This is a genomic window from Blautia sp. BIOML-A1 (genome assembly GCF_009883055.1).
Taxonomy (GTDB): Bacteria; Bacillota; Clostridia; order Lachnospirales; family Lachnospiraceae; genus Blautia_A.
Genome location: NZ_WWVR01000015.1, coordinates 43,688 through 67,979 on the forward strand (window position 1 = coordinate 43,688; position 24,292 = coordinate 67,979).

Genomic DNA, 24,292 nt, shown 5'->3' on the forward strand with positions numbered 1-24,292 from the left:
TCTTATTTTCAGGTATCATCATCCTATTTCTTATCTCTGCAGTCCGCACAGATTCCATAAAAAACAGTCCTGCATGAGTCCATCTGGAATCCATGATCCTCCATCAGATGCTGTCTCAGTTTAACCACATCCTCGCAGTGGAGATGGATCAGTTTTCCACATTTCTCGCATTTACAGTGAAAACAGACGGTCTTATGACAGTGTTCCTCTGCCCCAAGGTATTCAAAGCAGGCACTGCTTGTCCCGTCTACATTATACTTGGCAACCAGACCCTGCTCTACCATCTTCTCCAGATTACGGTAAACGGTTGTCGTTCCGATTGTAATTCCCTGTTCTTTAAAATAAGAACAGACATCTGCAACCGTCACATGCGTACCTTCTACTGTTTTTAGATAAGTCAGTAACTGTGCCATCTGTTTTGTCTGATAAGGTGCTTTACTTCCCATAGTATCTTCCTTCCGCCGGAATACCCGGCATATAAATCTATATTCGTAACTGTTCAGTACCCTCACAGTTACGAGTCAAAATGCATTCCAAATCACCTTCGGTGATGGCATTTTGCCTTATATGTCTCGGGATTTTGGCAAAAAACATGCCAAAACGCCTCGCGGGATACTACCTTCTGAATAGTTACCTATATTCAATATTTTTACCCAAAATGAAAACCGTTTTCATATTATAGCACAATCTGATGATGTGTCAATATGAAAACGGTTTTCATTTTCGTTTATTATATATTTTTTTATTATTTTTCTGCTTTATTCATCTCTCTCACGATCTTACGAAGTTTAAGTACCATAGATGGAGCTACTGAAAGTTCATCTACGCCCATGCGTACAAACTGCTCCGTGAGTGTCGGATCTGCACCAAGTTCGCCGCAGATTCCTGCCCATTTACCGCATTTATGTGCATTGTCCACAACCATCTGGATCATGCGGAGAATTGCCTCATGATGAGGATTATAGAATTCATCCAGTTTTTCATTCTGACGGTCGATGGCAAGCGTGTACTGGGTCAGATCGTTTGTACCGATACTGAAGAAGTCAACCATTTCAGCAAGTCTGTCACTGATGATCGCTGCCGCCGGAGTCTCAATCATGATTCCCTGCTCCGGAATCTTGTACTGGATTTCCTGCTCTTTGAGTTCTGCCTCTACCTCAGCTACGATCTCATAGATTTTCTTAACTTCCTCTGTAGAGGTGATCATCGGATACATGATGGAGAGATTTCCGTAAACAGCTGCACGGAGAAGTGCGCGAAGCTGTGTTTTGAAAATATCTTTCTGTGTCAGGCAGATACGGATCGCACGATATCCCAGTGCCGGGTTGTCCTCATTGCCTAGGTTGAAGTAATCCACCTGTTTATCAGCACCGATATCCAGAGTACGGATGATAACCTTCTTTCCTGCCATCATCTGTACGGCCTGCTTGTAAGCCTGGAACTGTTCTTCCTCTGTCGGGAAATCATTCCTTCCAAGATAAAGAAATTCACTTCTGAAAAGGCCGATTCCACCGGCATCATTTTCGAGAACATAACCAATATCTCCAACGCTTCCGATATTTGCATAAATGTTGATCTTATGGCCATCTAAGGTCACGTTTTCTTTGCCTTTCAGTTCCTGAAGAAGTCTGAGCTTCTCTGCCTCTTCTTTCATTTTCTGCTCAGTTTCTGTTTTTGTGTCTTCGTCCGGATCAAAGGTAACTGTTCCTGCAAATCCATCTACAACTGCTGTCATACCAGTTTTAAGTTCTTCAAGCTCCATCGGTACGCCGATCAGAGCCGGAATGTTCATCATACGGGCAAGGATCGCGGTATGGGAGTTGGTTGAACCATGGACAGTCACAAATGCAAGGATCTTATCCTTGTCCATCTGTACGGTTTCGCTCGGACTTAAGTCATCTGCAACAATGACAGACGGTTCAATAGAACTCAGATCCGCATCCTCCTGTCCGCTCAGGTTGCGTACAAGACGTTCGGAAATATCTTTGATATCTGCAGAACGTGCTTTCATGTAATCATCATCCATAGATGCGAACATCGCTGCAAAGTTATCGCCTGTGGTTGCCACAGCGTATTCTGCGTTGACCTGTTCTGTGCGGATCGTATTCTGGATTGCTTCCAGATAATCATCATCCTCAAGCATCATCTGATGTACTTCAAAAATGGCTGCACTGGCTTCACCAACTTCTCTTACTGCCTTGTCATATAATTTCTGAAGCTGCTCCTTTGATTTCTCCAGGGCAGTATCCACACGCTTTACTTCTGCCTCTGGATCTTCAATCCTGGTTCTTTTGACCTGGTAATCATTTTTCTTAAGAACCACGATCGGTCCCATTGCAATTCCTTTATAAACAGATTTCCCCTGAAAACACTGCATACTTACTTCCTCCTGACTGCTGTTCTGTTACACCATAGGTTTTTCTATATATCTGATTACAGATTTGCTTCAAAGAACGCTTTCAGTCCTTCAATTGCAGTATCTTCATCAGCACCTTCAGCTGTTACAGTTACAGTTTCGCCCTGTTTTACTCCAAGGGACATAAGCATCATAAGCTGTGTAAGTTTCTTTGTCTTGCCATCTTTTGTGATCGTGCACTCTGACTCATATTTCTTTGCTTCTTTTACAAGAAGTCCTGCCGGTCTTGCGTGGATTCCCAGTTCGTCTTTGATTGTGTACTCGAATGTTTTCATTTTAATTTCTCCTCTTCTTTTTATATCTTTGTTTTATGGTATATATTTTTATTCTGTCTCACTGTCCAGCATTCGCTCCAGATGCATTGCCAGATAACCGATCTCAATATCCGGCATCGGAAGTCCCAGACGCTTCTCCATCTCGTGGCAGATTCTCTCAGATGCATGAAAAGCCTCAGGAAATTTCACAGACATATAGTCATTCAGATTCATCTTGAGTTTCTCTCCATGAATCGCTCTTGCCACCATGTAACGTACATGGTTCATCAGACGGTTATATGCCAGTGACATCACATCGATGGAATTTCCTGTTTCTTTCTCTACAAGAGAAATGCATTCTCTGACGGTTCGGGCGATCTCCATGGCCTGTGAAACCTTCTCATCTACAATGGCCGAATGAACGTGGAGGGCGATATATCCTGTTTCATGTTCATCAAGCTCTATCTGAAATTTTTCTTTCAGCATAGGTGCTATGCAGCCGGCCACTTTGTATTCTTTATAAAACAGGATACGGATGTCCTCCGTCAGTGGATTGCTGATCTGCTCTCCCCTCTGAAGACGGCGGATAGCAAAATCAAGATGATCCGCTATTGGAAAAAGAATCGAACGATCGATATCGCCAAATTCTGCCTCAGCCTCCCTGAGGATTTCATTGGCAAGTTCCAGACATACCGGTGAAACTGAGTTGATAATTTCTCTGGCATCTCCACGGTCTGTCAGTTCTTTGAGTGAATAAATCCTGGCATCCTGCGGAACCTCTATCGTCTGCCCTATTTTTTTGCCAAAAGCAATTCCCTTTCCCATGATCAGGCATTCCTGCTTTGCGCCTGATTCGATTCCAATAAAAGAATTATGATTTAATAATTTTGCTATCCTGTATATCATCCGTTTCATCCCCATCCAGGGTCTTTTTTACTGAAGGACCTCTATCTCAAACAAAGGCTCTCCGGCTTTGATCTGACCCTCATGCAGCAGATGGATTCGCTGATTGTCCTCCAGTTCTGTACAAAGAACCGGGGAAGTGACAGAAGGTGCATTTGCCTTCAGGTATTCCAGATCCAGCTTCAGCATCGGATCCCCCTTCTTAACTGTCTGTCCGCTCTCTACCAGTGCTTCAAATCCCCCGCCATTCAGTTTTACAGTATCGATTCCCACATGGATCAACAGACTGATTCCTGAATCTGTTATAAATCCAATGGCATGTTTTGTATCAAAGACAAATGCGACTTCACCATCCTCCGGAGCACGTACAAACGGATCCTCCGGTGTTACAACAGCACCATCACCCATCATCTTCTGCGCAAAAGCTTCATCCGGTGCAGTCGAGAGGTCTGCTGCCACTCCTGTTATCGGACTGGAAATTACGATTCTCTCGACAACCTTCTGTTCTTCTGCTTCCTGTGTCTGAACTGCTGTATCCTGAACAGCCTCTGTGTCTTCTGTCTCTGCATAGGTATCCGAAGCTGTTTCCAGATAATCTTCAAGGTTAGACTTGATCACAGTGACATTCGGTCCGTAAATAACCTGAACACCCTGTCCCTTGTGTACCACACCGGATGCTCCCGTTGCCTTAAGAATTCCGTCATTTACTCTGGAAGCATCTTTGACTGTACAACGAAGTCTGGTTGCACAGCAATCCACATCACTGATATTTTTCTTACCGCCAAGACCTCTTGTAATTGCCTCGCTTGTGGCATCATCAGAAGTTACTGTCTCTGCCTGAGCTGCCTCTCTGCGGGCATTTACATCCGCCTTTGTATAAAGCTTTGTTTCTGTGTCATCATCCTCACGACCCGGAGTTTTGAAATTAAACTTCCTGATCATAAATTTGAAAATAAAATAATATAAAAAGAAGTAAATAATACCAACCGGGATCACTCGCATCCAGCTTGTTTTGGCATTTCCCTGAAGGATACCAAACAGGAAGAAGTCAAGCAGTCCGCCTGAAAATGTAAGTCCTACTGCAATATTCAGCATATGTGCGATCATATAAGCTGAACCTGCAAGAACTACCTGTACCGCAAACAGTGCAGGAGCCACAAACAAGAAGGAGAATTCCAGCGGTTCCGTAATACCTGTTGCCATACATGCAAGTGCTGCGGAGAGAAGAAGTCCACCAGCAGCTTTTTTCTTCTCAGGTTTTGCACACTGATACATGGCAAGTGCTGCTCCTGGAAGACCAAAGATCATAAAAATAAACTCACCTGAAAAATATCTGGTTGCATCAGCACTGAAGTGTGCAATATTTGCAGAGTCTGCAAGCTGTGCAAAGAAAATATTCTGTCCGCCCTGAACCATCTGTCCGGCAACTTCCATCGTACCGCCTACGGCTGTCTGCCAGAAAGGCATATAGAATACATGGTGCAGACCGAATGGGATCAGTGCTCTCTTAATAAGACCAAAGATCAGAGTTCCCACATACCCGGAACCTGTTACCAGTCCGCCAAGCGCATAAATTCCATTCTGGACAACCGGCCATACAAAATAAAGAAGAATTCCCACAAACATATAAACAATCGTGGAAATGATCGGCACAAATCTTGTACCGCCGAAGAATGACAGTGCATTCGGAAGCTGGATCCTGTAGAACTTATTGTGAAGTGCTGCCACACCAAGTCCTACGATGATACCGCCAAATACACCCATCTGCAAAGACTGGATACCACATACAGAAGTGATGGTTCCCTCCAGCACAGACTCTGCAATCTCTCCATTGTCGAGAATCTGTCCTGTGATCGTCAGCATCGCATTGATCGCAGTATTCATTACAAAATACGCGATAACTGCTGATAACGCGGAAACTTCTTTTTCTTTTTTTGCCATACCAATCGCAACACCTACCGCAAAGATCAGAGGCAGGTTATCAAAGACTGCACTTCCGACTTTGTTCATGATCATCAGGAGGGCATTCAGAACGGTTCCCTCACCGAGGATGCTGGTTAAATGATAGGTTTCAATTGTAGTTGCATTGGTAAAGGAACTTCCGATTCCGAGAAGAAGACCGGCTACCGGAAGGATTGCGATAGGGAGCATAAAGCTTCGTCCCACTCGCTGCAGAACACTGAAAATCTTGTCCTTCATTTCACATACTCCTTTTCCTGTGCGTTTCGCACATCCCTAAATGTATTTTCAGGGAGTAAGTATGTGTATGTGCAGTATTTTTGTACAAAAAAAAGGCACTAATACACATAAACACTCCTTGTTATGTATAGTTAATGCCTCCTAAATCGAGTTACACACTACAACCAATCAAAATATAACACGGTCACAGAGAATTTGTCAACCCGATATTTTATTTAATTAATGGTTACTGTTCACTCCGTTCACAGTAACTTGGTCAAAATGCATTCCAAATCACCTTCGGTGATAGCATTTTGCCCCGTATGTCTCGGGATTTTGCCATATTCATGGCAAAACACCTCGCGGGATATTACCTGTGAACAGTTACAATTAATGGTACAACTAATTCAGAAACGCAAATGGTTCCTCATCATTGAGAAAGTGCATCAACATGTAAGCACACATGATGGCAACATTTTCTTCTTTAAGAATTCTTCTGACCTCATCACGGTCTGCAAGAACAACCTCGATTTCTTCCGTATCTTCCTGTGCATCCTTACTGATCTCACCGCTGGCATATCCGTAGACAGTCGCACAGGATTCATCGGTCATGCCAATTGTAGTAAAATATGGTTTCTCATATGCCGTATCCACCTTCAGAGGTTCCAGCTTAAGTCCAGTCTCCTCATACATCTCACGGACAGCTCCCTCATGGAAATCTTCATTTGGCTCTACAAGACCTGCCGGGAATTCATAGATATATCCACCCAGTGCATAACGATACTGACGAATCAGCACGACCCTGTCTTTCTTTTCTCCGTAAATACTGTAGATGATCACGCCATCCGGATCATTGCGTCCTGTCCTGAGCTTGAGGGACGGGATGTCCTTCGCCCTGGAAGCCACATAGTAGGATACTGGGGTGTTGTGTACACTGGTTGCATCTACATGATAAAGATTAACAAAACGGTTGTCTGTAAGTTTTTGTACATCATGAATTTTTCCCATTGAGAGAACCTTCTTTCCCGCACGAGATCACCGTGCAATATATTTGTGTGCTCTCTGGATTGGTTTCTGTTATCTGAGAAGTCAGAATCAGTCACCTTTGAGAACTACACGGATTCGTTTGTAAATAAAGAATACGATCACAGATACCAGAATGTATTTGAATAAGTTAAACGGTACAATGATCAGTGCCACAAATCCCAGCAGACTGTTGACAGAATGGTTGACTGCAGCACCCATTTCAATAAAAGCTTCGATCGGCATACCAAAAGCCTTGCCATATGCCGGAAGCAGAACAAACGCATTCATCAGGCACGCTGCTATTGTTGTCAGAACTGTACCAACTGCCATACCCATAACTGCATGCTTACGGCTCTTTACATTATGAAGTCTGTAAATAATGCCTGCCGGTATTACGAAGGTGCATCCGAAAATAAAGTTTGCCAGATCACCAACACCTGCGGTCATGGTTCCTTTTGTTACAAGATGTACCAGGATCTTGACCAGTTCGATCACTGCACCCGCCACAGGTCCCATCGCAAAAGCTCCTACCAGTACCGGAATCTCAGAGAAGTCCAGCTGATAGAAGGATGGTGCCAGGAATGGGAGCGGAAATTCAAAGTTCATCAATACACCTGCAACCGCACCCAGCATTGCAATCTGTGTGATCGTCCTGGTACGGCTTCGTTCCATTACATTTCCATTTCTTAAAACCTGTTCACTCATACTTGTCTCTCCTTTTGAATGTTCTTTTATTTTAAAAGAAAATTCCGCGTAAAAATCCCCCGAAAGATTCCTTCCGGGGGTAATGAGCACGTATGAATTAATCGTGTTCTTCTCTCATCCAGACTTTACTGTCGGTTCTGGAATTCCGATGTATCGGTCACCAGATCAGCCGCATTACGCGGGTCGCGGACTATACCGCCGGTAGGGAATTCTGACTTCTTATGAAGTTCCAGTCACCCTGCCCCGAAGAATTTTCTTTTATCTGAAAACTATTATACAACCAATTTACCTTCAACGCAATATAAAAATTATATGGCATAAAACCGGGTATCTCACGGGTTATTACCTGTGAGCCGTTATCTTTCTTCTCTGAAGTACGGCACTCCCAGCGCGGCCGGCGGCTGGTGCTCCTTCTTCTTTCGGAAACTGGTGAACACAAGCACAATGATCGTTACAACATACGGCAGAGCCTTAAATACCTCCTGCATGCTTCTTCCAAGTCCCGGAATATACAGATACAGGATATAAAGTGCTCCGAAGAGAAATGCTCCCCAGATTGCATTCAGTGGTTTCCACAGTGCGAAAATAACCAGTGCCACTGCAAGCCATCCACGGTCTCCAAATCCATTGTCTGTCCAGGTTCCGCCTGAATATTCCATTACGAAATACAGACCACCCAGTCCTGCAAGACCTGCTCCGATGCAGGTGGAGAGATATTTGTATTTAATGACATTGATACCTGCTGCATCTGCTGTTCCCGGATTCTCTCCGATCGCACGAAGGTTCAGTCCCATTCTTGTCTTAAACAGGAAAAAAGAAAGAACTACGGCAACAATAATGCAGAGATAAGTCATAAATCCATAATTAAAGAGCATCGGTCCGATCACCGGAATTTGGGAAAGTCCCGGAATTTTTGCCGTATAGCCGCTTCCTGTAACCTTAACGGAAATCTGGCCTACACCACCTGCAAGTTTGGAGATGGAACCTCCAAAGAAGTTACCAAATCCAGTACCAAAGATTGTCAGTGCAAGACCTGTAACATTCTGGTTTACTCGAAGTGTGATCGTCAGGATACTGTAGATCAGACCACCAAGCATAGCACAGGCAAAAGCACAGACAAATGAAATCAGCACTCCTATAAAGACATTCGGATCCGGATTGTCTTTCTCATAGAGAAAAGCACCCATCAGTCCGGAAATACCACCCATATACATGATTCCAGGAATACCAAGATTCAGGTTTCCTGTCTTCTCTGTCATAATCTCACCAAGCGCACCATACAGAATACAGATGCCCTGGACAATTGCTTTCTGGATAAAAATAATCAGTACACTCATCGCATCTTCCTCCTATCTCTTTGTACGCTTTACTTTGTAATTAATGAAGAATTCTGCTCCGATCAGGAAAAACAGAATAATTCCAAGAAGTACATCAGAAGCATTTTCATTCAATCCATACTGTGTTGCGATCTGAACGGCTCCCTGCTGCATCAGTACAATACCGAAGGATACCGCGATCATAATAAATGTATTGAATTTAGAAAGCCATGCAACAATGATTGCTGTAAATCCACGTCCTCCTGCTGTTGCAGTGGAAATTGTATGGCTCGCACCACTTACAATAACAAATCCTGCAATACCACAGATTGCACCGGAGATTGCCATGGTACGGATGATAACTCTCTTGACATGGATTCCCGCATATCGTGCAGTATTCTCACTTTCACCGACAACCGCGATCTCAAATCCCTGTTTGCAGTATTTAAGATAGACAAACATTCCTACTGTAAGGATCAGCACGATCACAACATTCCATCCATATTTCTGCCCGAACAGCTGCGGAAGCCATCCTGTCTGGGTTGCCTGATTGATAATACCAACGGTATTGGATCCTTTCGGATTCTCCCAGAATACGATACAGTATGTAACAACCTGCATTGCCACATAATTGAGCATCAGAGTGAACAGAGTTTCATTTGTGTTCCAGTATGCCTTGAATACTGACGGGATCATTCCCCAGATCATACCACCCAGTATACTTGCAATAAGCATTACAATAAGAAGAAGTACCGGTGACATCTTGTCCCCTGCATAGATCATGACAGCAGCAGAACATGCACCTCCGATCAGAATCTGACCTTCTGCACCGATGTTCCAGAATTTCATCTTAAATGCCGGAGCAAGTCCAATTGCTATGCACAGAAGCACCATTGTATCACGGATCGTCATCCACATACGGCGTTCTGTTCCCATTGCACCATCCCAGATTGCTCTGTATACATCAACAGGATTCATTTTGACAAGTGCAACGATCACCGCTCCGCATACGATCAGTGACAATATCAGTGCGATAAAGCGGACACCAAGTCTTTCCTGCCATTTCATTCCGTTTCTTCTCTTGGATATCTGTAAGAAAGGTTCTTTACTCATTTACAGCCCCTCCTTTTTCGTGTTTCGTCATAAGAAGTCCGATTCCTTCCTTGGTGGCAGATCTTCCATCAACCACACCGCTGACTTTGCCGCCGCAGAGGACTGCAATCCTGTCACAGAGTTCCAGAACAACGTCCAGATCCTCAATAACACAGACAACTGCCACCCCTTTTTGTTTCTGTTCATTCAGAAGCCCGTAGATAACATGTGAGGTATTTACATCGACACCTCGTGTCGGAAATGCTACCAGAAGCACCTTAGGACTCTGTGCGATTTCTCTTCCTACCAGAACTTTCTGTACATTACCACCGGACATCTGACGTACCGGAGCAGAAATGCTTGGTGTCATGACTTCAAGCTTTTCTTTGATCTTCTGTGCCAGTTCTCTTGGCTTCTTGCGCTCCAGGAAAGGTCCCTTTCCACTGCGGTAACTCCGGATCATCATGTTGTCTGTCATGTCCATATCGCCTACAAGCCCCATACCGATACGATCCTCCGGGACAAATGCAAGGCTGATACCTGCCTCATTGATTGCAATAGAATCCATTTCAGACAGTTCCATATCCTTTCCTTCATCCAGAAGAAGTTTGATCGATCCACTCTGTACGCCCTGAAGACCGGCGATCGCTTCAAGGAGTTCTTTCTGACCGCTTCCGGAAATACCTGCAATACCAAGAATTTCCCCTGTATTTACAGTCAGATCCACATCGTCAAGTGTCTTGACTCCGTCTTTGTCGACACAGTTTACACCCTGGATCACCAGACGTTTCTTAACATTTTCCGGCTTCGGACGTTCGATATTGAGATCTACCTTGGCCCCTACCATCATCTCAGAAAGACTCTGTACATTGGCAGATGCAGTTTCTACAGTATCAATATATCTGCCCTTACGCAGTATTGCTACACGGTCAGAAAGAGAAAGAACCTCCTGTAATTTATGAGTGATGATGATAATGGAACATCCGTCATCTCTCATATTTCTCAGAATGTCAAATAAACGGTCTGCCTCCTGTGGTGTCAGAACTGCTGTAGGCTCATCCAGAATCAGGATCCGTGCGCCGCGGTACAGCATTTTGATGATCTCCACTGTCTGCTTCTGAGAAACAGACATCTCATAAATTTTCTGGTTCAGATCAAGATCAAAGCCATATTTATTGACAAGCTTCTGAATATCGGCTGTGATCTGCTTCATATTCAGCTTTGCCTTACCCGGAAGTCCAAGAACAATATTCTCTGCTGCTGTCAGAACATCAACCAGTTTAAAATGCTGATGCACCATACCGATTCCAAGATTAAAGGAATCCTTTGGTGAACGTATCTTTACTTCCTTACCATCTACAAAAATATGACCTTCGTCCGGATAATAAATTCCATATATCATATTCATCAGAGTTGTCTTGCCACTTCCGTTCTCTCCAAGAATCGCCAGAATCTCTGATTTTCTCAGTGTGAGATTTACCTGATCATTCGCTTTGACAGAGCCAAAGCTTTTGGATATATCTCTGAGTTCAAGTGCGTAATTTTCTCCCACTTTCCTCCCCCTCCTTTTATCTAAACATAAGAATTTCTTTATGCTTGTGGATTATGGAATCTGCGATCATTCCATAATACAGCAAAAGAAACCTGCCACTGCAGACTTCCTTTGCACACATAATGAAAGAAAAGGCAGAGCTGCTGACAGGCAGCTCTGCCTGATTATTTACAATTACTGTGTAATAGATGTGATTCCATCAATTGCAATGTCAAATGCCGGTGCAGAACCGTATTCTGATTCATGGAAGTATCCGTCAGAAATGTATTCTGTATCACTGCCATCTTTCTTATAAGTAGTAAGCTCTTTGCCATCTACTGTAAATGTAGAAGTATCAAACACATGGAGAGAACCATCAATGAGAGCATCTTCTACTTCTTTAACCTTTTCTTCAGTTCCCTCTGCTACAACCTTGTCATTGAGTGGTGTGATCTTGTCTGCGCCGTCTGCAAATCCCTTGCACCAGTCTGTATCGATTGCTGTACCGTCAAGGATGCACTGTACTGCATATTTGTAATATACGCCCCAGTCCATTGATGCAGAAGTAAGTGCTGCATCCGGTGCTACAGAAGTCATATCAATATTGTATCCGACACAAGGAACACCTGCTGTCTCACATGCTGTAGGAGCACCTGTTGTATCTGCATGCTGGCTGATCAGTACACATCCGTCAGAGATCAGAGCATCTGCACATTCTTTTTCGAGGTCAAAGCTTGCCCAGCTGTTGGTATATTTTACTTCCATTGTCACGGACGGGCATACGCTCTTAGCGCCAAGATAGAAGGAAGTATATCCAGAAATAACCTCTGCGTATGGGAACGCACCAACATATCCCATCTTAGCTGCGTCTTCTTTGATTGTTCCGTCTTCGATCATCTCATTGAGTTTCAGACCAGCCACAACACCGGATACATAACGTGCTTCATAGATATTTGTGAAATAGTTATGCATATTGGAAAGTCCGCTGGATGCTGCCTGAGTTCCTGTTGCGTGGCAGAACTGAACCTCCGGATACTCTCCTGCTGCTTCCAGAATATAAGTTTCATGGCCAAAGCTGTTTGCGAATACAATCTGACATCCCTGGTCTGCCAGGTCTGCTGCTGCATCGTAACATCCCTCGTCTTCACCGATCAGAGTCTTCTCAATGATCTGAGAATCATCAAGACCAAGCTCTTCCTGCATCTCATCGATACCTTTCATATGAGCGGCTGTATAGCCTTCATTTTCATCGCCGATGTAAATAATGCCAACCTTAAGATCTTCCTTTGCAACTCCTGCTCCGCCTTCTTCGCCTGCGTATACAGAGGCAGACATAGAAACTGTCATTGCTGCTGCAAGACCAATTGCCAATGCTTTTTTCATTCTTCTTTCCTCCATTTCTTCTCATGCTGTTTCCAACTACCGAACAAAAGAGGCACAACATAATTGTTACGCCTCCTTGCAAGTATCTTTAATATACAATAAGATATTTCAAATTGTCAATAAATTTGGGCTAAATCAAATTTTCTTTTCGACAAACTAATTTTTTTTGCAAAAAATGTATGATTTCCTTATTAAATATCGCCCCGATGTTCTGCAGAATTCTTTTTTACTTCTTGACTTTTACGCGTTGAAGCGTTATACTCTTAAAAAAGTAATTCGATATCATGTATTTCAGGAGGAAGTAAAATGAAAAAGCAGATTTTAGCAGTTGTTCTTTCCGCTACAATGACAGCTGGCATGGGCAGTGTCAGCGTGCTTGCTGCAGATGATAAAGCAGACGACAAAACTTACAATATCGGTATCTGTCAGCTTGTACAGCACGAAGCATTGGATGCAGCAACTCAGGGATTTAAGGATGCCATCACAGAAGAACTTGGCGACAAAGTAACTTTTGACGAGCAGAATGCTCAGGGCGATTCCAACACCTGTTCTACTATCGTTACAGCCTTTGTTTCTGACAATGTAGACCTGATTCTTGCAAATGCAACTCCTGCTCTTCAGGCAGCAGCTGCCGGCACAACAGACATCCCGATCCTCGGTACAGCTGTTACAGAATACGGTGTTGCACTGGATATTGATGATTTTGACGGAACTGTAGGCGGAAATATTTCCGGTACCTCTGACCTCGCTCCACTGGAAGATCAGGCAGCAATGCTCAATGAGCTGTTCCCGGATGCCAAGAACGTAGGACTTATCTACTGCTCTGCTGAGGCAAACTCACAGTATCAGGTAGATACCGTTAAGGCTGCTCTTGAGAAATTGGGATACACCTGCACCTACTATGCATTCTCTGATTCCAACGATCTCTCTTCCGTAGCTACAACAGCAGCCTCCGAGAGTGATGTAATCTATGTACCTACAGACAACACAGTTGCTTCCAACACAGAGATCATCAACAATATCTGCCTTCCGGAGAAGGTTCCGGTAATTGCCGGTGAGGAAGGTATCTGCGAAGGATGTGGTGTTGCTACTCTTTCCATCAACTACTATGACCTTGGTGTTGCTACCGGTAAAATGGCTCTGAAAGTCCTTGTTGACGGAGAAGACATTTCCACAATGCCGATCGAATATGCACCTCAGTTCACCAAAGAATACAATCCTGAAATCTGTGAAGAGCTCGGAATCACCGTTCCGGATGATTATGTAGCAATCGGTGCAGAGGATGACGCTGCTGAAGAAACAACAGAAGAAGCAGCCGATGATACAGCAGCTGACGAGGCCAATGCAGATTCTGCCGACGACACAACAACTGAAGAAGCCGAATAAGTCTGACAACTAATAATAACAACAAATTTATACAGACAGCGGGAAAGGATCATCCTTTCTCGCTTTCTGTGTTCATCAGGAGGAACAAAGAAAATGAACATTATGAGCTTAATCAACGCACTTCCGGGTGCTGCTGCCCAGGGTCTGATATGGGGAATCATGGCAATCGGTGTTTACCTTACTTTCCGTATTCTCGATATCGCAGACCTTACCGTCGATGGTACCATGTGTACCGGAGGTGCTGTCTGTGTTATGATGCTGATGAGCGGTCATAACATCTGGGTATCCATGCTTGCCGCAACAGGTGCCGGAATGCTTGCCGGCCTTGCAACAGGAATCTTCCACACATTTATGGGAATCCCGGCCATCCTCGCCGGAATCCTTACACAGCTTGGTCTCTACTCAGCCAACCTCAAGATCATGGGCAAGGCCAATCAGGCTGTCAACGGAAACAAATACGATCTTCTGGTTTCCCTTCGAAATGTAAAAAACGTTCCGATCCACCAGAACACGATCCTTATTGTAGCTGTTTTTATTGTTGTTCTGATCGTGATTCTTTACTGGTTCTTCGGAACAGAACTTGGATGCTCTCTGCGTGCTACCGGATGTAATCCAAATATGTCCCGTGCACAGGGCATCAACACAGATGTATGTAAAGTACTCGGACTGATGCTCTCTAACGGACTGGTTGCACTTTCCAGTGCACTCCTTGCACAGTATCAGGGATTTGCCGATGTCAATATGGGACGTGGTGCGATCGTTATCGGTCTTGCCGCTGTTATCATCGGTGAGGCGATCTTTGGAAAAATTTTCCACAACTTTGCACTTCGTCTTCTGAGTGTTGCTTTTGGTTCCATCCTTTATTATCTGGTACTCCAGACTGTTATCTGGCTTGGAATCGATACTGACCTTCTGAAGATGCTGTCTGCACTTGTCGTAGCAGTCTTCCTTGCAGTTCCTTACTGGAAAGCAAAATATTTCGCAAAACCTACAAAACGTGGAGGTAACAACTGATGCTTGAGCTGAAAAACATTTACAAAACCTTTAATCCGGGAACTATCAATGAAAAGGTAGCTCTGAACGGTCTGAACCTCACTTTGAATGAAGGTGATTTTGTTACCGTCATCGGCGGAAACGGTGCCGGTAAATCCACCATGTTAAATGCGGTCGCAGGTACCTGGATGGTCGATGAAGGCCAGATCCTTATTGACGGAATCGATGTCACCAAATTATCTGAACATAAACGTGCCACCTATCTTGGACGTGTTTTCCAGGATCCTATGACTGGCACTGCCGCTACTATGGGTATCGAAGAAAACCTTGCACTCGCAAAGCGCCGTGGCAAAACCCGTCTTCTGAAACCGGGTATCACCAAGGCAGAACGCCAGGAATACAAAGAACTGCTTAAGATTCTTGGTCTTGGACTTGAGGATCGCCTCACCTCCAAGGTCGGACTTCTTTCCGGTGGACAAAGACAGGCTCTGACACTTTTGATGGCTACGCTCCAGAAACCAAAGCTTCTGCTTCTGGATGAACATACCGCTGCTCTTGATCCTAAGACTGCAGCCAAGGTTCTTGAAATCACAGAAATGATCGTAAACAGAGATCACCTGACGACCATGATGATCACACACAATATGCAGGATGCGATCATTCATGGAAATCGTCTGATCATGATGATGGAAGGCAGAATCATCCTCGACATTCAGGGTGAAGAAAAGAAAAAACTGACCGTAAGAGACCTCCTCGATCAGTTTGAAAAGGCCAGCGGCCAGGAATTCAGCAATGACTCTGCTCTGCTGAGTTGATAAAACTGAACAAAAACGCTGCAGGGATTATATCCCTGCAGCGTTTTTGTTTTCTCAACCACCATATACCGTCTTCTACTTTGTTCCCTTCATAGAAAGACTGATTCTTTTTTTCCTGAGGTCTACGCCGATCACGCGCACATCCACAACATCTCCAACAGACACTGCCTCAAGCGGATGTTTGATATATTTCTCGCTCATCTCTGAAATATGCACCAGACCGTCCTGATGCACTCCGATATCCACAAATGCTCCAAAGTCAATGACATTACGGACTGTTCCCTTAAGGATCATTCCTTCCTTCAGATCCTTCATATCAAGGACATCTGTACGAAGAACCGGCTTCGGCATTTCATCTCTCGGATCACGTGCCGGTTTTTCCAGCTCTTTTACAATATCACGAAGCGTCGGCTCTCCTACGCCAAGTTCCTCTGCCAGCTTCTTGTAATTCCTGATCTGCTTTGAAACACCACTGAGTTTGCCTCCTGCGATATCCTCCGGTGCATAGCCCAGCTTCTCCAGAAGCTTCTGTGCCGCTTCATAGCTCTCCGGATGTACACTCGTTGCATCCAGCGGATTTTTGCCGCCTGTGATACGTGCAAATCCCGCACACTGCTCAAATGCTTTCGGTCCGAGCTTGGCAACCTTCAGAAGCTCACGACGACTCTCAAATCTGCCGTTCTCCTCACGATACGCAACGATATTCTTTGCAATCGCCTTGCTGATACCGGAAATATACTCAAGCAGAGATGCAGACGCTGTATTTAAGTCCACTCCGACCTTATTCACACAATCTTCAACGACTCCACTCAGTGCTTCACCAAGCTTTTTCTGGTTCATATCGTGCTGGTACTGACCAACACCGATAGACTGCGGTGTAATCTTGACAAGCTCTGCAAGAGGATCCTGAAGACGTCTTGCGATAGAAGCCGCACTTCTCTGTCCAACATCAAAATTCGGAAATTCCTCTGTCGCCAGTTTGCTTGCGGAATATACAGATGCACCGGCCTCATTGGTGATCACATACTGTACCTTCTCCGGAATTTCCTTCAGAAGTTCCACGATAATCTGTTCAGACTCTCTGGAGGCTGTTCCATTTCCAAGAGAAATCAGAGAAATTCCATATTTGCGGATCAGCATTTTGAGTGTGTCTTTTGCTGCCTGGATCTTCTTCTCGTTGGTTGGTGCGGTCGGATAGATCACTGTCGTATCCAGCACCTTTCCTGTTGCATCTACAACAGCCAGCTTGCATCCTGTACGGAATGCCGGATCCCATCCCAGAACAACTTTACCTACAATTGGAGGCTGCATCAGAAGCTGCTCAAGATTTTTGCCAAAGACATGAATTGCCCCATCCTCTGCATTTTCTGTCAGACTGCTTCGGATTTCCCTCTCAATCGCCGGTGCGATCAGACGCTTGTAACTGTCCTCCACCACTTCTCGAAGAACCGGTGTTGTGACCGGATTTTCTCTTACAAGCACCTGCCTCTGGATCCATCCAAGAATCTCTTCTTCCGGTGCATTCACCTTTACTGTGAGGATTTTTTCCTTCTCACCACGGTTCAGTGCAAGGACACGATGTCCCGCAAGCTTCTTGATTGGCTCCTCGAATTCATAATACATCTCATATACAGAAGATTCCTCCGGCTTCTTTGCCGCAGATGCAACAGAACCCTTTTTCATAGTGAGGTCACGAATGTAGATTCGGTAATCTGCCTCGTCTGAAATTGTTTCTGCCAGGATATCCTTTGCACCGTTCAACGCATCTTCCACTGTCTCCACACCCTTTTCAGCAGAAACAAAAGCCTGTGCTTCCTCCTCCAGCGGTTTCTTTGTCATCTGAAGCATGATGATATTTGCCAGCGGCTCCAGTCCTTTTTCCTTCGCAATAATTGCTCTTGTACGTCTCTTCGGACGATACGGACGGTAAAGATCCTCTACTACCACAAGAGTCTTTGCATCCAGAATCTGTTTTTTCAGCTCCGGTGTCAGTTTGCCCTGTTCTTCAATACTTGTAAGAACCTGTTTCTTTTTGTCTTCCAGATTTCTCAGGTAAAGAAGTCTTTCATGCAGTGAACGAAGCTGTTCATCATTCAGAGAACCTGTTGCTTCCTTTCGATAACGGGAAATAAAAGGAATCGTACATCCCTCATCGATCAGTTTCACAGCGGCTTCTACCTGCCATTTTTCTACTTTGAGTTCATCAGTTATCACCTGAATAATATCCATAAATAAAAATCTCCTTTTGTGCCCTTAATAAATGTCACGCTTCTGCATTATAATCGTCTGATGATGCATTTCTGTAAATAACTTCTTCCTGCTTCGGCTCATCAAACTCTCCCAGAATATCTCTGTAAAAAGCGGTTTCAGACGCTTCCATATACGGAAGAACCCACAGAAGTGGAAGCCCCATAAGCAGAAGCGACACGATCAGCATCGGAGCAAAACTTAACTGCAGCATAAGATACTGCCAGATGTGTCCCTTCATCAGACGCCTGCTTTCTTTGAGAGACTCCACACCTCCCATCTGCGGATTATCTGCAAGAAGATAGAAACTAAGTGCAAATGGTACCGTGATAAGTACATTCAGTACTATACTCAAAATCATAACTCCAAAAGTCAGTTCCATCCACAAAAGCTGTGCGTCTATTGTACTTCCGGGAGTTGCCAGATACATAACAAAATAAAACGGAAGCTGAGAAACTGTACTCAGAAGTGCCATCACAAAGGCTACAATCAGCACACGGTCCGGCTGGTTGTGGAACATATACAGAAGGTTTCCAAGACTGAATTCTCTTCCTCTGCTCATATTCAGCATCATATAACTGTACCCTGTGCTGAACACCATAGCAATCAGAGAAACAACAAATACAAAAACCTGTCCCAGTATAACTTCCAGGACAGCTTCTCCCGGAAAAAGTTCTGCCGAAACAATAGTTCCCAGAAAATCTACAGCCATATAGGCCAGCATTCCCGCAATCGCAATTCCCCAGTTTCCTCTGAGTACTGATTTCGCAGTTTCCTTCCAGTATTTTCGATTTTTTTTCATCCTTGATTCCTGCTTTCCAAGTTAAAACTCAGTAAAAATTCCATCCCTGAAGCCACAGAGATGGAATTCCTTTTGTTTCGGTTAATCTGCCAGGTTAAATGCGTCATGTACCGCATTCATCGCTCTTATTCCGTCTTTCTCGTTGATAAGAACGGTTACACGGATCTCTGAAGTGGAGATCATGTTGATGTTGACGCCCTCGTTATAGAGGCTCTCAAACATCTTCGCTGCAACACCCGGATTGCTCATCATGCCTGCTCCGACAATAGAAAGTTTGGCAATATTTCTCTCAGAATGCAGTTCCTGATATCCAAGTCTTGCCTTATTTTCATCCAGAACTGCCATTGCCTCTTCCATATCTTTGTCGTCTACGGTAAAAGAAATATCCTTGGTTCCCGCACGTCCGATGGACTGAAGGATCACATCTACGTTGATGTTTTTCTTTGCCAGCACATCAAATAATTTGAATGCCACTCCCGGAATATCTTTCAGACCGATCACGGCAATTCTTACTGCATCTGTATCAAGCGCAACTCCGCTGATCAGCATTCTTTCCACTGTTACTTCCTCCTTTACAACAGTTCCCTCACTGTTATTTAAGCTGGAACGTACCACAAGCGGCACGCCGTATTTCTTGGCCATCTCTACAGAACGATTATGGAGTACACCGGCACCCAGAGTTGCCAGATCCAGCATTTCATCGTAAGTGATCTCCTTGAGCTTGCGTGCCGTCGGAACCTTGCGGGGATCTGCCGTGTACACTCCGTCTACATCCGTATAAATCTCACATGCATCTGCATGAAGTGCCGCTGCCAGGGCAACTGCTGTAGTATCGGAACCGCCTCTTCCAAGTGTTGTATAATCATCGTATTTATTGATTCCCTGGAAGCCTGTCACAACAACAATCTTGTGATTCTCCAGTTCTCTTTTGATTCTCTCAGTATCAATCCTCTTAAGTCTTGCGTTGCCATGTACACTTGTGGTATGCATGGCAACCTGAAATGCATTCAGAGAAACAGACGGGATACCCAGTTTATCAAATGCCATAGCCATCAGAGCTACAGACATCTGCTCTCCAATCGTAAAAAGCATATCCATTTCACGTTTCGGCGGCTTCTCGTTGATGTCTTTTGCCATGGTGATAAGTTCATCCGTATATTTACCCATAGCAGAAAGAACAACTACCACATCATTGCCTTTTTTGTATTCCTCCACACATCTTCCGGCAACATTAAAAATACGCTCTTTATTTGCTACGGAAGTACCGCCGAATTTCTTTACTATTAACATAGCTTCTCTCCCAAAACGGTCAGTCTTTCACACGGATCATCGTGATCACACTGCCGTTTAATTCCTGAACTTTTTCTTTATATTCTCCCTGTTTCATTTTAGCTGTGATAAATCCAAATTCACCCGGGAGGCTCTTGAGATTTACAATCTCTACTTCATCAAAAACTGCCTTTACCTGATCCACTGTTGTTCCTTTGACTCTCACAAAGAATCTGCCCTCAACCTCATCCATTGGAATCAGTTCAAGCGGTCTGCTGGACCAGTTTGTCATAATATTTCTGTGGAGGTGCTTTGCTTCATCTACCACATCGGCTACTACTGCACTTGCAGTCGGAAGCTTGCCTGCACCGCTTCCATAGAACATTGCATCACCAAGTACATTGCCATGGACAAATACTGCATTAAATACATCATTTACGCTGTAAAGAGGACTGGTCTTCCCTACAAGGAACGGTGCAACCATTGCATAGAAAGAATCATCTCCGATCTTGCGGCTGGTTCCGAGAAGCTTGATCGTCATATCAAGTTCTTCTGCATACTGCATATCTTCCGGAGTGATCCTTGTGATTCCCTCTGTATAAATATCCTCATAATTCAGGAATCTTCCATATGCCAGTGAAGAAAGAATTGCAATCTTACGGCACGCATCATATCCCTCCACATCAGCTGTAGGATCTGCTTCCGCATATCCTTTGGCCTGTGCTTCTTTAAGAACGGCATCAAACTCACAGCCTTCTGTACTCATCTTGTACATCATGTAGTTTGTGGTTCCATTCAGGATACCTGTGATCTCATCAATCTCATCTGCTGTCAGAGAAGAGTTCAGTGCACGGATAATCGGAATTCCACCGCCGCAGCTTGCCTCAAACAGGAAGTTTATATTCTTTTCCCTTGCAATCTCCATAAGTTCCGGGCCGTGTTTGGCAACCAGTGCCTTATTGGATGTGCAGACACTCTTTCCGGCTTCCAGAGCACGCTTCACGAAGGTATATGCAGGTTCGATCCCACCCATAACTTCTACAACAATATCCACTTCCGGATCATTTGCGATCACATCATAGTCATGGACAAGAACCTTCTCAACCGGATCTCCCGGAAAGTCTCTCAGATCCAGTACATACTTGATATTAATGTCTGCACCAGCTCTCTTATTAATGCTGGCATGATTTGTATTGATAACCTCTACCACACCGCTTCCAACTGTACCGTATCCTAATACTGCAATATTTACCATAGTCTAGTTTCCTCCTGCGTTCTTTCCTCTCTGTAACTATTCACAGCAACTATTCTCTTCCAAGAATCTTCAGATAATGGATTCCATCCCTCTGTTCGATCTCGTCCACCATAGCCTCAGCATCTCCCTCACCCGGCAGAATATCTACACTGAGGGTAAGAGTTGCCACTCCATTGATCGGGATGCTCTGATGGATCGTCAGGATGTTTCCATGGAAACGCGCAATAGTCTGAAGCACAGCAGACAAAATTCCCGGTTCATCATCCATCTGAATGATGAAGGTGATCGTCTTTCCTCTGGCTTCTTCATGAAAAGGAAAAATATCATCCTTATATTTATAAAAGGAGCTCCTGCTGATCCCCGTCTGTTCTGCTGCCTCCTGCACAGTACTTACCTTCTCTGAGTCCAGTAATTTCTTTGCCTGTACTACTTTCAGCAAAACCTCCGGAACCGCCCGCTCCCTGACTACAAAATACTTCTTTTTTTCTGTTATTTTCCCCATGATGACCTTTCTGCCTCTACTGACTTTACCCATTTTAAACATATATCCCTCTCAGGAGATGTCTGTTTCAAAAAAACAACTGTTTTCCTATGAGGGATATATTATCACACCTGCACAAAGTCTGCAAGGTTTTTTTGTTTTATGATTCGACCGTTTTTTTGGATAATGCGATCCATTTCAGGTAGGCATTGATGAACGGATCAATGTCTCCGTCAAGTACTGCATCTACATTTCCGGTTTCTTCGTTTGTTCTATGATCCTTAACCATGGTATATGGCTGCATAACATAGGATCTGATCTGATTTCCCCAGCCGATATCAGTAACTTCTCCACGGATACCGGAAAGCTTTGCCTCTGCCTCCTGCTGCTTGAGAAGGAACAGCTTTGCTTTCAGCATCTGCATAGCCTTGTCCTTATTCATATGCTGAGAACGCTCATTCTGACACTGTACCACAATTCCTGTCGGGAAATGTGTGATACGAATCGCAGAAGAAGTCTTGTTGATATGCTGTCCACCGGCGCCACTGCTTCGGTAGGTATCAATACGGATGTCCTCATCATTGATCTCTACATCCAGATCCTTCTTGATATCCGGCATAACATCACAGGATACAAAGGATGTCTGACGTTTACCCGCTGCATTGAACGGAGAAATACGCACAAGACGATGAACACCTTTCTCTGATTTAAGATATCCGTAAGCATTCTCTCCATTAACCTGGAAGGTTACGGACTTGACTCCGGCCTCATCACCATCCAGATAGTCCAGCACTTCCATAGAAAATCCCTTGCGGTCTACCCAGCGGCTGTACATACGATAAAGCATTCCACACCAGTCACAGGCTTCTGTTCCGCCTGCTCCGGCATTCAGCTTAATGATCGCATTCTCACTGTCATATTCTCCTGACAGCAATGTCTTAACACGGATACTGTCAAAATTCTTCTGGAATTCATCCAGCATCTCCTGAATCTCCGGAATGATCTCCGGATCATTTTCTTCATAGCCCATCTCGATCATGGTTTCCATATCTTCCATCTGTGTTTCCAGACTGTGATAGATCTCCATGTCGTCCTTCATGCTCTTGAGCTCTTTCATCTTCTGCTGTGAAACCTCGGCATCATCCCAAAAATCCGGTGCCTCCATTTCTCGCTCTAATTCTTCAACCCTCTGCTCTTTGTTAGCGAGGTCAAAGTGAATCCCTCACTTCCACTAATGGTTCTGTGTATGTTGCAAGAATACTTTTGAACTGATCTAATTCAACCACAGCTTCACCTTCTTTCTATATATTCATACTTTTATACCATACCATAGATTAGGGAAAACTGCAAGATTTGCGGGGGTGGAAAGAGGTAAAAAAACACCCCACCGCACATGAAAATTTACAATATCTGTACGATGAGGCGTTATGCTGATTACAGCTGGATTCTCTCCAGATCCTCCGGAACAAAGAGGTTTCCGTGGAAGTATTTCTTTCCTTCTTCTGTGTAAAGTTCTTTGCGGCGGGCGATGTTCTTGTCCTCGGTATGGTAGAGGATCAGGTTCTGTACGCCGAGCTGCTCTGCCAGTTCACTGGCATCTTTAGCTGTGGAGTGATGTTTCTCATATGGGTGGAATCTGTCTGCCTGGTCAAAGAGACAGAAGGCTTCATGAAGGAGCCATTTGCTGTTTTCGGCGTATTTTTTCTCACATTCGTTGTATGGCTCATCACCGCAGCAGGTGAATTTCTCACCATTGCCCATATCCATGCAGAAACCAAACTGTTTTGCCTTGGTGGACTGAATGTCAAAGAATGTCGTCTTATGTCCCATAACAGTTCTTTCTTCCCCGTCTTCTACAACTACCAGATGCAGGCGGTCTCCGATATAGCAGGTCTGTTTCTTAGGATAGAGCATCTCTGCCATCTCTTCGAGGATGCGGATCACTTCCTCATGTCCGTAAATAGTTGCCTCTCCTTCATACTGTCCCTGTTTCATGTGCTGACAGATCATTCGGATCATCCAGACGATTCCCATGATATGGTCTACATGTTTGTGTGTTACAAAAATCTCACGCATATCCATCCAGTCAAATTCGGCATGTTTCAGCTGTGCGAGCAGAGTGTTTCCACCGCCACCGTCAACCAGCAGGTGCCTGTCTCCATCTCTCAGTACAAAACATGTATTATAACACTCTGTGACCATTGCATTTCCTGTTCCCAGCATTGTAATATCCATAAAAA

Annotated in this window: 21 protein-coding genes and 1 riboswitch; of the genes, 3 read left to right on the top strand and 18 right to left on the bottom strand. The window is 44.4% G+C overall.

Translation table 11 applies throughout. The annotated features are described in order from the left end of the window. Positions 1-23: 23 nt before the first annotated feature. From GT674_RS08790 to GT674_RS08840, 11 genes are all read right to left on the bottom strand, one after another. Positions 24-446: a Fur family transcriptional regulator gene (locus tag GT674_RS08790; protein WP_161285332.1), complete on the bottom strand. Its 423-nt coding sequence runs from the start codon at positions 444-446 to the stop codon at positions 24-26. A 299-nt stretch (positions 447-745) separates the two neighbouring features. Next, positions 746-2,377: a phosphoenolpyruvate--protein phosphotransferase gene (gene ptsP, locus GT674_RS08795; RefSeq protein ID WP_161285333.1), complete on the bottom strand. Its 1,632-nt coding sequence runs from the start codon at positions 2,375-2,377 to the stop codon at positions 746-748. 56 nt (positions 2,378-2,433) lie between these two features. Then, a complete protein-coding gene (locus GT674_RS08800) occupies positions 2,434-2,691 on the bottom strand; it encodes an HPr family phosphocarrier protein (protein WP_161285334.1) in 258 nt (85 codons plus the stop codon). A gap of 48 nt (positions 2,692-2,739) precedes the next feature. After that, positions 2,740-3,576 carry a PRD domain-containing protein gene (locus GT674_RS08805; RefSeq protein ID WP_161285335.1) on the bottom strand — a complete coding sequence of 279 codons (837 nt, stop codon included), beginning with the start codon at positions 3,574-3,576 and terminating at the stop codon, positions 2,740-2,742. Between the two features lie 27 nt (positions 3,577-3,603). Continuing rightward, positions 3,604-5,772 (bottom strand): PTS transporter subunit IIABC, encoded by a 2,169-nt coding sequence (locus GT674_RS08810; RefSeq protein ID WP_161285336.1) that lies wholly within the window; start codon positions 5,770-5,772, stop codon positions 3,604-3,606. A gap of 381 nt (positions 5,773-6,153) precedes the next feature. Then, positions 6,154-6,759, bottom strand: a complete 606-nt coding sequence (locus GT674_RS08815; protein ID WP_161285337.1) for an NUDIX hydrolase — start codon at positions 6,757-6,759, stop codon at positions 6,154-6,156. 87 nt (positions 6,760-6,846) lie between these two features. Continuing rightward, positions 6,847-7,482 carry an ECF transporter S component gene (locus GT674_RS08820; protein ID WP_161285338.1) on the bottom strand — a complete coding sequence of 212 codons (636 nt, stop codon included), beginning with the start codon at positions 7,480-7,482 and terminating at the stop codon, positions 6,847-6,849. Positions 7,483-7,584: 102 nt separating this feature from the next. Beyond that, positions 7,585-7,737, bottom strand: a riboswitch (FMN riboswitch). 101 nt (positions 7,738-7,838) lie between these two features. Further along, complete coding sequence (locus tag GT674_RS08825; RefSeq protein WP_161285339.1) at positions 7,839-8,819, bottom strand: ABC transporter permease; 981 nt, start codon at positions 8,817-8,819, stop codon at positions 7,839-7,841. Between the two features lie 12 nt (positions 8,820-8,831). Then, positions 8,832-9,911: an ABC transporter permease gene (locus GT674_RS08830; RefSeq protein ID WP_161285340.1), complete on the bottom strand. Its 1,080-nt coding sequence runs from the start codon at positions 9,909-9,911 to the stop codon at positions 8,832-8,834. Further along, on the bottom strand, positions 9,904-11,442 hold the full coding sequence (locus GT674_RS08835) for an ABC transporter ATP-binding protein (RefSeq protein ID WP_161285341.1): 1,539 nt from the start codon (positions 11,440-11,442) through the stop codon (positions 9,904-9,906). Before GT674_RS08835 ends, GT674_RS08830 begins: the two co-directional genes overlap by 8 nt. A gap of 174 nt (positions 11,443-11,616) precedes the next feature. Further along, a complete protein-coding gene (locus tag GT674_RS08840) occupies positions 11,617-12,768 on the bottom strand; it encodes a BMP family ABC transporter substrate-binding protein (protein WP_373090333.1) in 1,152 nt (383 codons plus the stop codon). A 342-nt stretch (positions 12,769-13,110) separates the two neighbouring features. Between GT674_RS08840 and GT674_RS08845 the strand changes: the two genes are divergently transcribed. The 3 genes from GT674_RS08845 to GT674_RS08855 all read left to right on the top strand — a co-directional run bounded on the left by GT674_RS08845 (position 13,111) and on the right by GT674_RS08855 (position 15,998). Then, entirely contained in the window at positions 13,111-14,190 is a 1,080-nt protein-coding gene (locus GT674_RS08845) for an ABC transporter substrate-binding protein (protein ID WP_161285343.1), read from the top strand. Positions 14,191-14,283: 93 nt separating this feature from the next. Further along, a complete protein-coding gene (locus GT674_RS08850; protein ID WP_161285344.1) occupies positions 14,284-15,204 on the top strand; it encodes an ABC transporter permease in 921 nt (306 codons plus the stop codon). After that, on the top strand, positions 15,204-15,998 hold the full coding sequence (locus GT674_RS08855) for an ABC transporter ATP-binding protein (RefSeq protein WP_161285345.1): 795 nt from the start codon (positions 15,204-15,206) through the stop codon (positions 15,996-15,998). The genes GT674_RS08850 and GT674_RS08855 overlap by 1 nt, the downstream gene beginning before the upstream one ends. Positions 15,999-16,073: 75 nt before the next feature. On the opposite strand, the gene GT674_RS08860 is transcribed toward GT674_RS08855, so the two are convergent. From GT674_RS08860 to GT674_RS08890, 7 genes are all read right to left on the bottom strand, one after another. Further along, a complete protein-coding gene (locus tag GT674_RS08860) occupies positions 16,074-18,227 on the bottom strand; it encodes a Tex family protein (protein WP_161285346.1) in 2,154 nt (717 codons plus the stop codon). 34 nt (positions 18,228-18,261) lie between these two features. Further along, on the bottom strand, positions 18,262-19,047 hold the full coding sequence (locus GT674_RS08865; RefSeq protein WP_161285347.1) for a DUF975 family protein: 786 nt from the start codon (positions 19,045-19,047) through the stop codon (positions 18,262-18,264). 81 nt (positions 19,048-19,128) lie between these two features. Next, positions 19,129-20,337: an aspartate kinase gene (locus GT674_RS08870; protein ID WP_161285348.1), complete on the bottom strand. Its 1,209-nt coding sequence runs from the start codon at positions 20,335-20,337 to the stop codon at positions 19,129-19,131. Between the two features lie 19 nt (positions 20,338-20,356). Then, positions 20,357-21,571, bottom strand: coding sequence for a homoserine dehydrogenase (locus tag GT674_RS08875; protein WP_161285349.1), 1,215 nt, complete (start codon positions 21,569-21,571; stop codon positions 20,357-20,359). Between the two features lie 49 nt (positions 21,572-21,620). Next, complete coding sequence (locus tag GT674_RS08880; protein ID WP_161285369.1) at positions 21,621-22,073, bottom strand: ACT domain-containing protein; 453 nt, start codon at positions 22,071-22,073, stop codon at positions 21,621-21,623. A gap of 139 nt (positions 22,074-22,212) precedes the next feature. Continuing rightward, positions 22,213-23,338 (bottom strand): peptide chain release factor 2 gene (gene prfB / locus GT674_RS08885; RefSeq protein ID WP_161285350.1). Its coding sequence is split into 2 segments (ribosomal slippage): positions 22,213-23,262 and positions 23,264-23,338, totalling 1,125 coding nucleotides; the frame shifts between segments, so codons are not numbered across the junction. Positions 23,339-23,486: 148 nt separating this feature from the next. Beyond that, complete coding sequence (locus tag GT674_RS08890) at positions 23,487-24,287, bottom strand: MBL fold metallo-hydrolase (protein ID WP_161285351.1); 801 nt, start codon at positions 24,285-24,287, stop codon at positions 23,487-23,489. Positions 24,288-24,292: the final 5 nt, after the last annotated feature.

Bases quoted from the DNA above. Each gene is read 5' to 3' on its own strand.
- GT674_RS08820 (WP_161285338.1), bottom strand. From the start codon at position 7,482: ATGAGTGAACAGGTTTTAAGAAATGGAAATGTAATGGAACGAAGCCGT.
- GT674_RS08800 (WP_161285334.1), bottom strand. From the start codon at position 2,691: ATGAAAACATTCGAGTACACAATCAAAGACGAACTGGGAATCCACGCA.
- GT674_RS08880 (WP_161285369.1), bottom strand. From the start codon at position 22,073: ATGGGGAAAATAACAGAAAAAAAGAAGTATTTTGTAGTCAGGGAGCGG.
- GT674_RS08850 (WP_161285344.1), top strand. From the start codon at position 14,284: ATGAACATTATGAGCTTAATCAACGCACTTCCGGGTGCTGCTGCCCAG.
- GT674_RS08845 (WP_161285343.1), top strand. From the start codon at position 13,111: ATGAAAAAGCAGATTTTAGCAGTTGTTCTTTCCGCTACAATGACAGCT.
- GT674_RS08790 (WP_161285332.1), bottom strand. From the start codon at position 446: ATGGGAAGTAAAGCACCTTATCAGACAAAACAGATGGCACAGTTACTG.
- GT674_RS08855 (WP_161285345.1), top strand. From the start codon at position 15,204: ATGCTTGAGCTGAAAAACATTTACAAAACCTTTAATCCGGGAACTATC.
- ptsP (WP_161285333.1), bottom strand. From the start codon at position 2,377: ATGCAGTGTTTTCAGGGGAAATCTGTTTATAAAGGAATTGCAATGGGA.
- GT674_RS08865 (WP_161285347.1), bottom strand. From the start codon at position 19,047: ATGAAAAAAAATCGAAAATACTGGAAGGAAACTGCGAAATCAGTACTC.
- GT674_RS08805 (WP_161285335.1), bottom strand. From the start codon at position 3,576: ATGATATACAGGATAGCAAAATTATTAAATCATAATTCTTTTATTGGA.
- GT674_RS08840 (WP_373090333.1), bottom strand. From the start codon at position 12,768: ATGACAGTTTCTATGTCTGCCTCTGTATACGCAGGCGAAGAAGGCGGA.
- GT674_RS08810 (WP_161285336.1), bottom strand. From the start codon at position 5,772: ATGAAGGACAAGATTTTCAGTGTTCTGCAGCGAGTGGGACGAAGCTTT.
- GT674_RS08875 (WP_161285349.1), bottom strand. From the start codon at position 21,571: ATGGTAAATATTGCAGTATTAGGATACGGTACAGTTGGAAGCGGTGTG.
- GT674_RS08860 (WP_161285346.1), bottom strand. From the start codon at position 18,227: ATGGATATTATTCAGGTGATAACTGATGAACTCAAAGTAGAAAAATGG.
- GT674_RS08890 (WP_161285351.1), bottom strand. From the start codon at position 24,287: ATGGATATTACAATGCTGGGAACAGGAAATGCAATGGTCACAGAGTGT.
- GT674_RS08815 (WP_161285337.1), bottom strand. From the start codon at position 6,759: ATGGGAAAAATTCATGATGTACAAAAACTTACAGACAACCGTTTTGTT.
- GT674_RS08830 (WP_161285340.1), bottom strand. From the start codon at position 9,911: ATGAGTAAAGAACCTTTCTTACAGATATCCAAGAGAAGAAACGGAATG.
- GT674_RS08870 (WP_161285348.1), bottom strand. From the start codon at position 20,337: ATGTTAATAGTAAAGAAATTCGGCGGTACTTCCGTAGCAAATAAAGAG.
- GT674_RS08825 (WP_161285339.1), bottom strand. From the start codon at position 8,819: ATGAGTGTACTGATTATTTTTATCCAGAAAGCAATTGTCCAGGGCATC.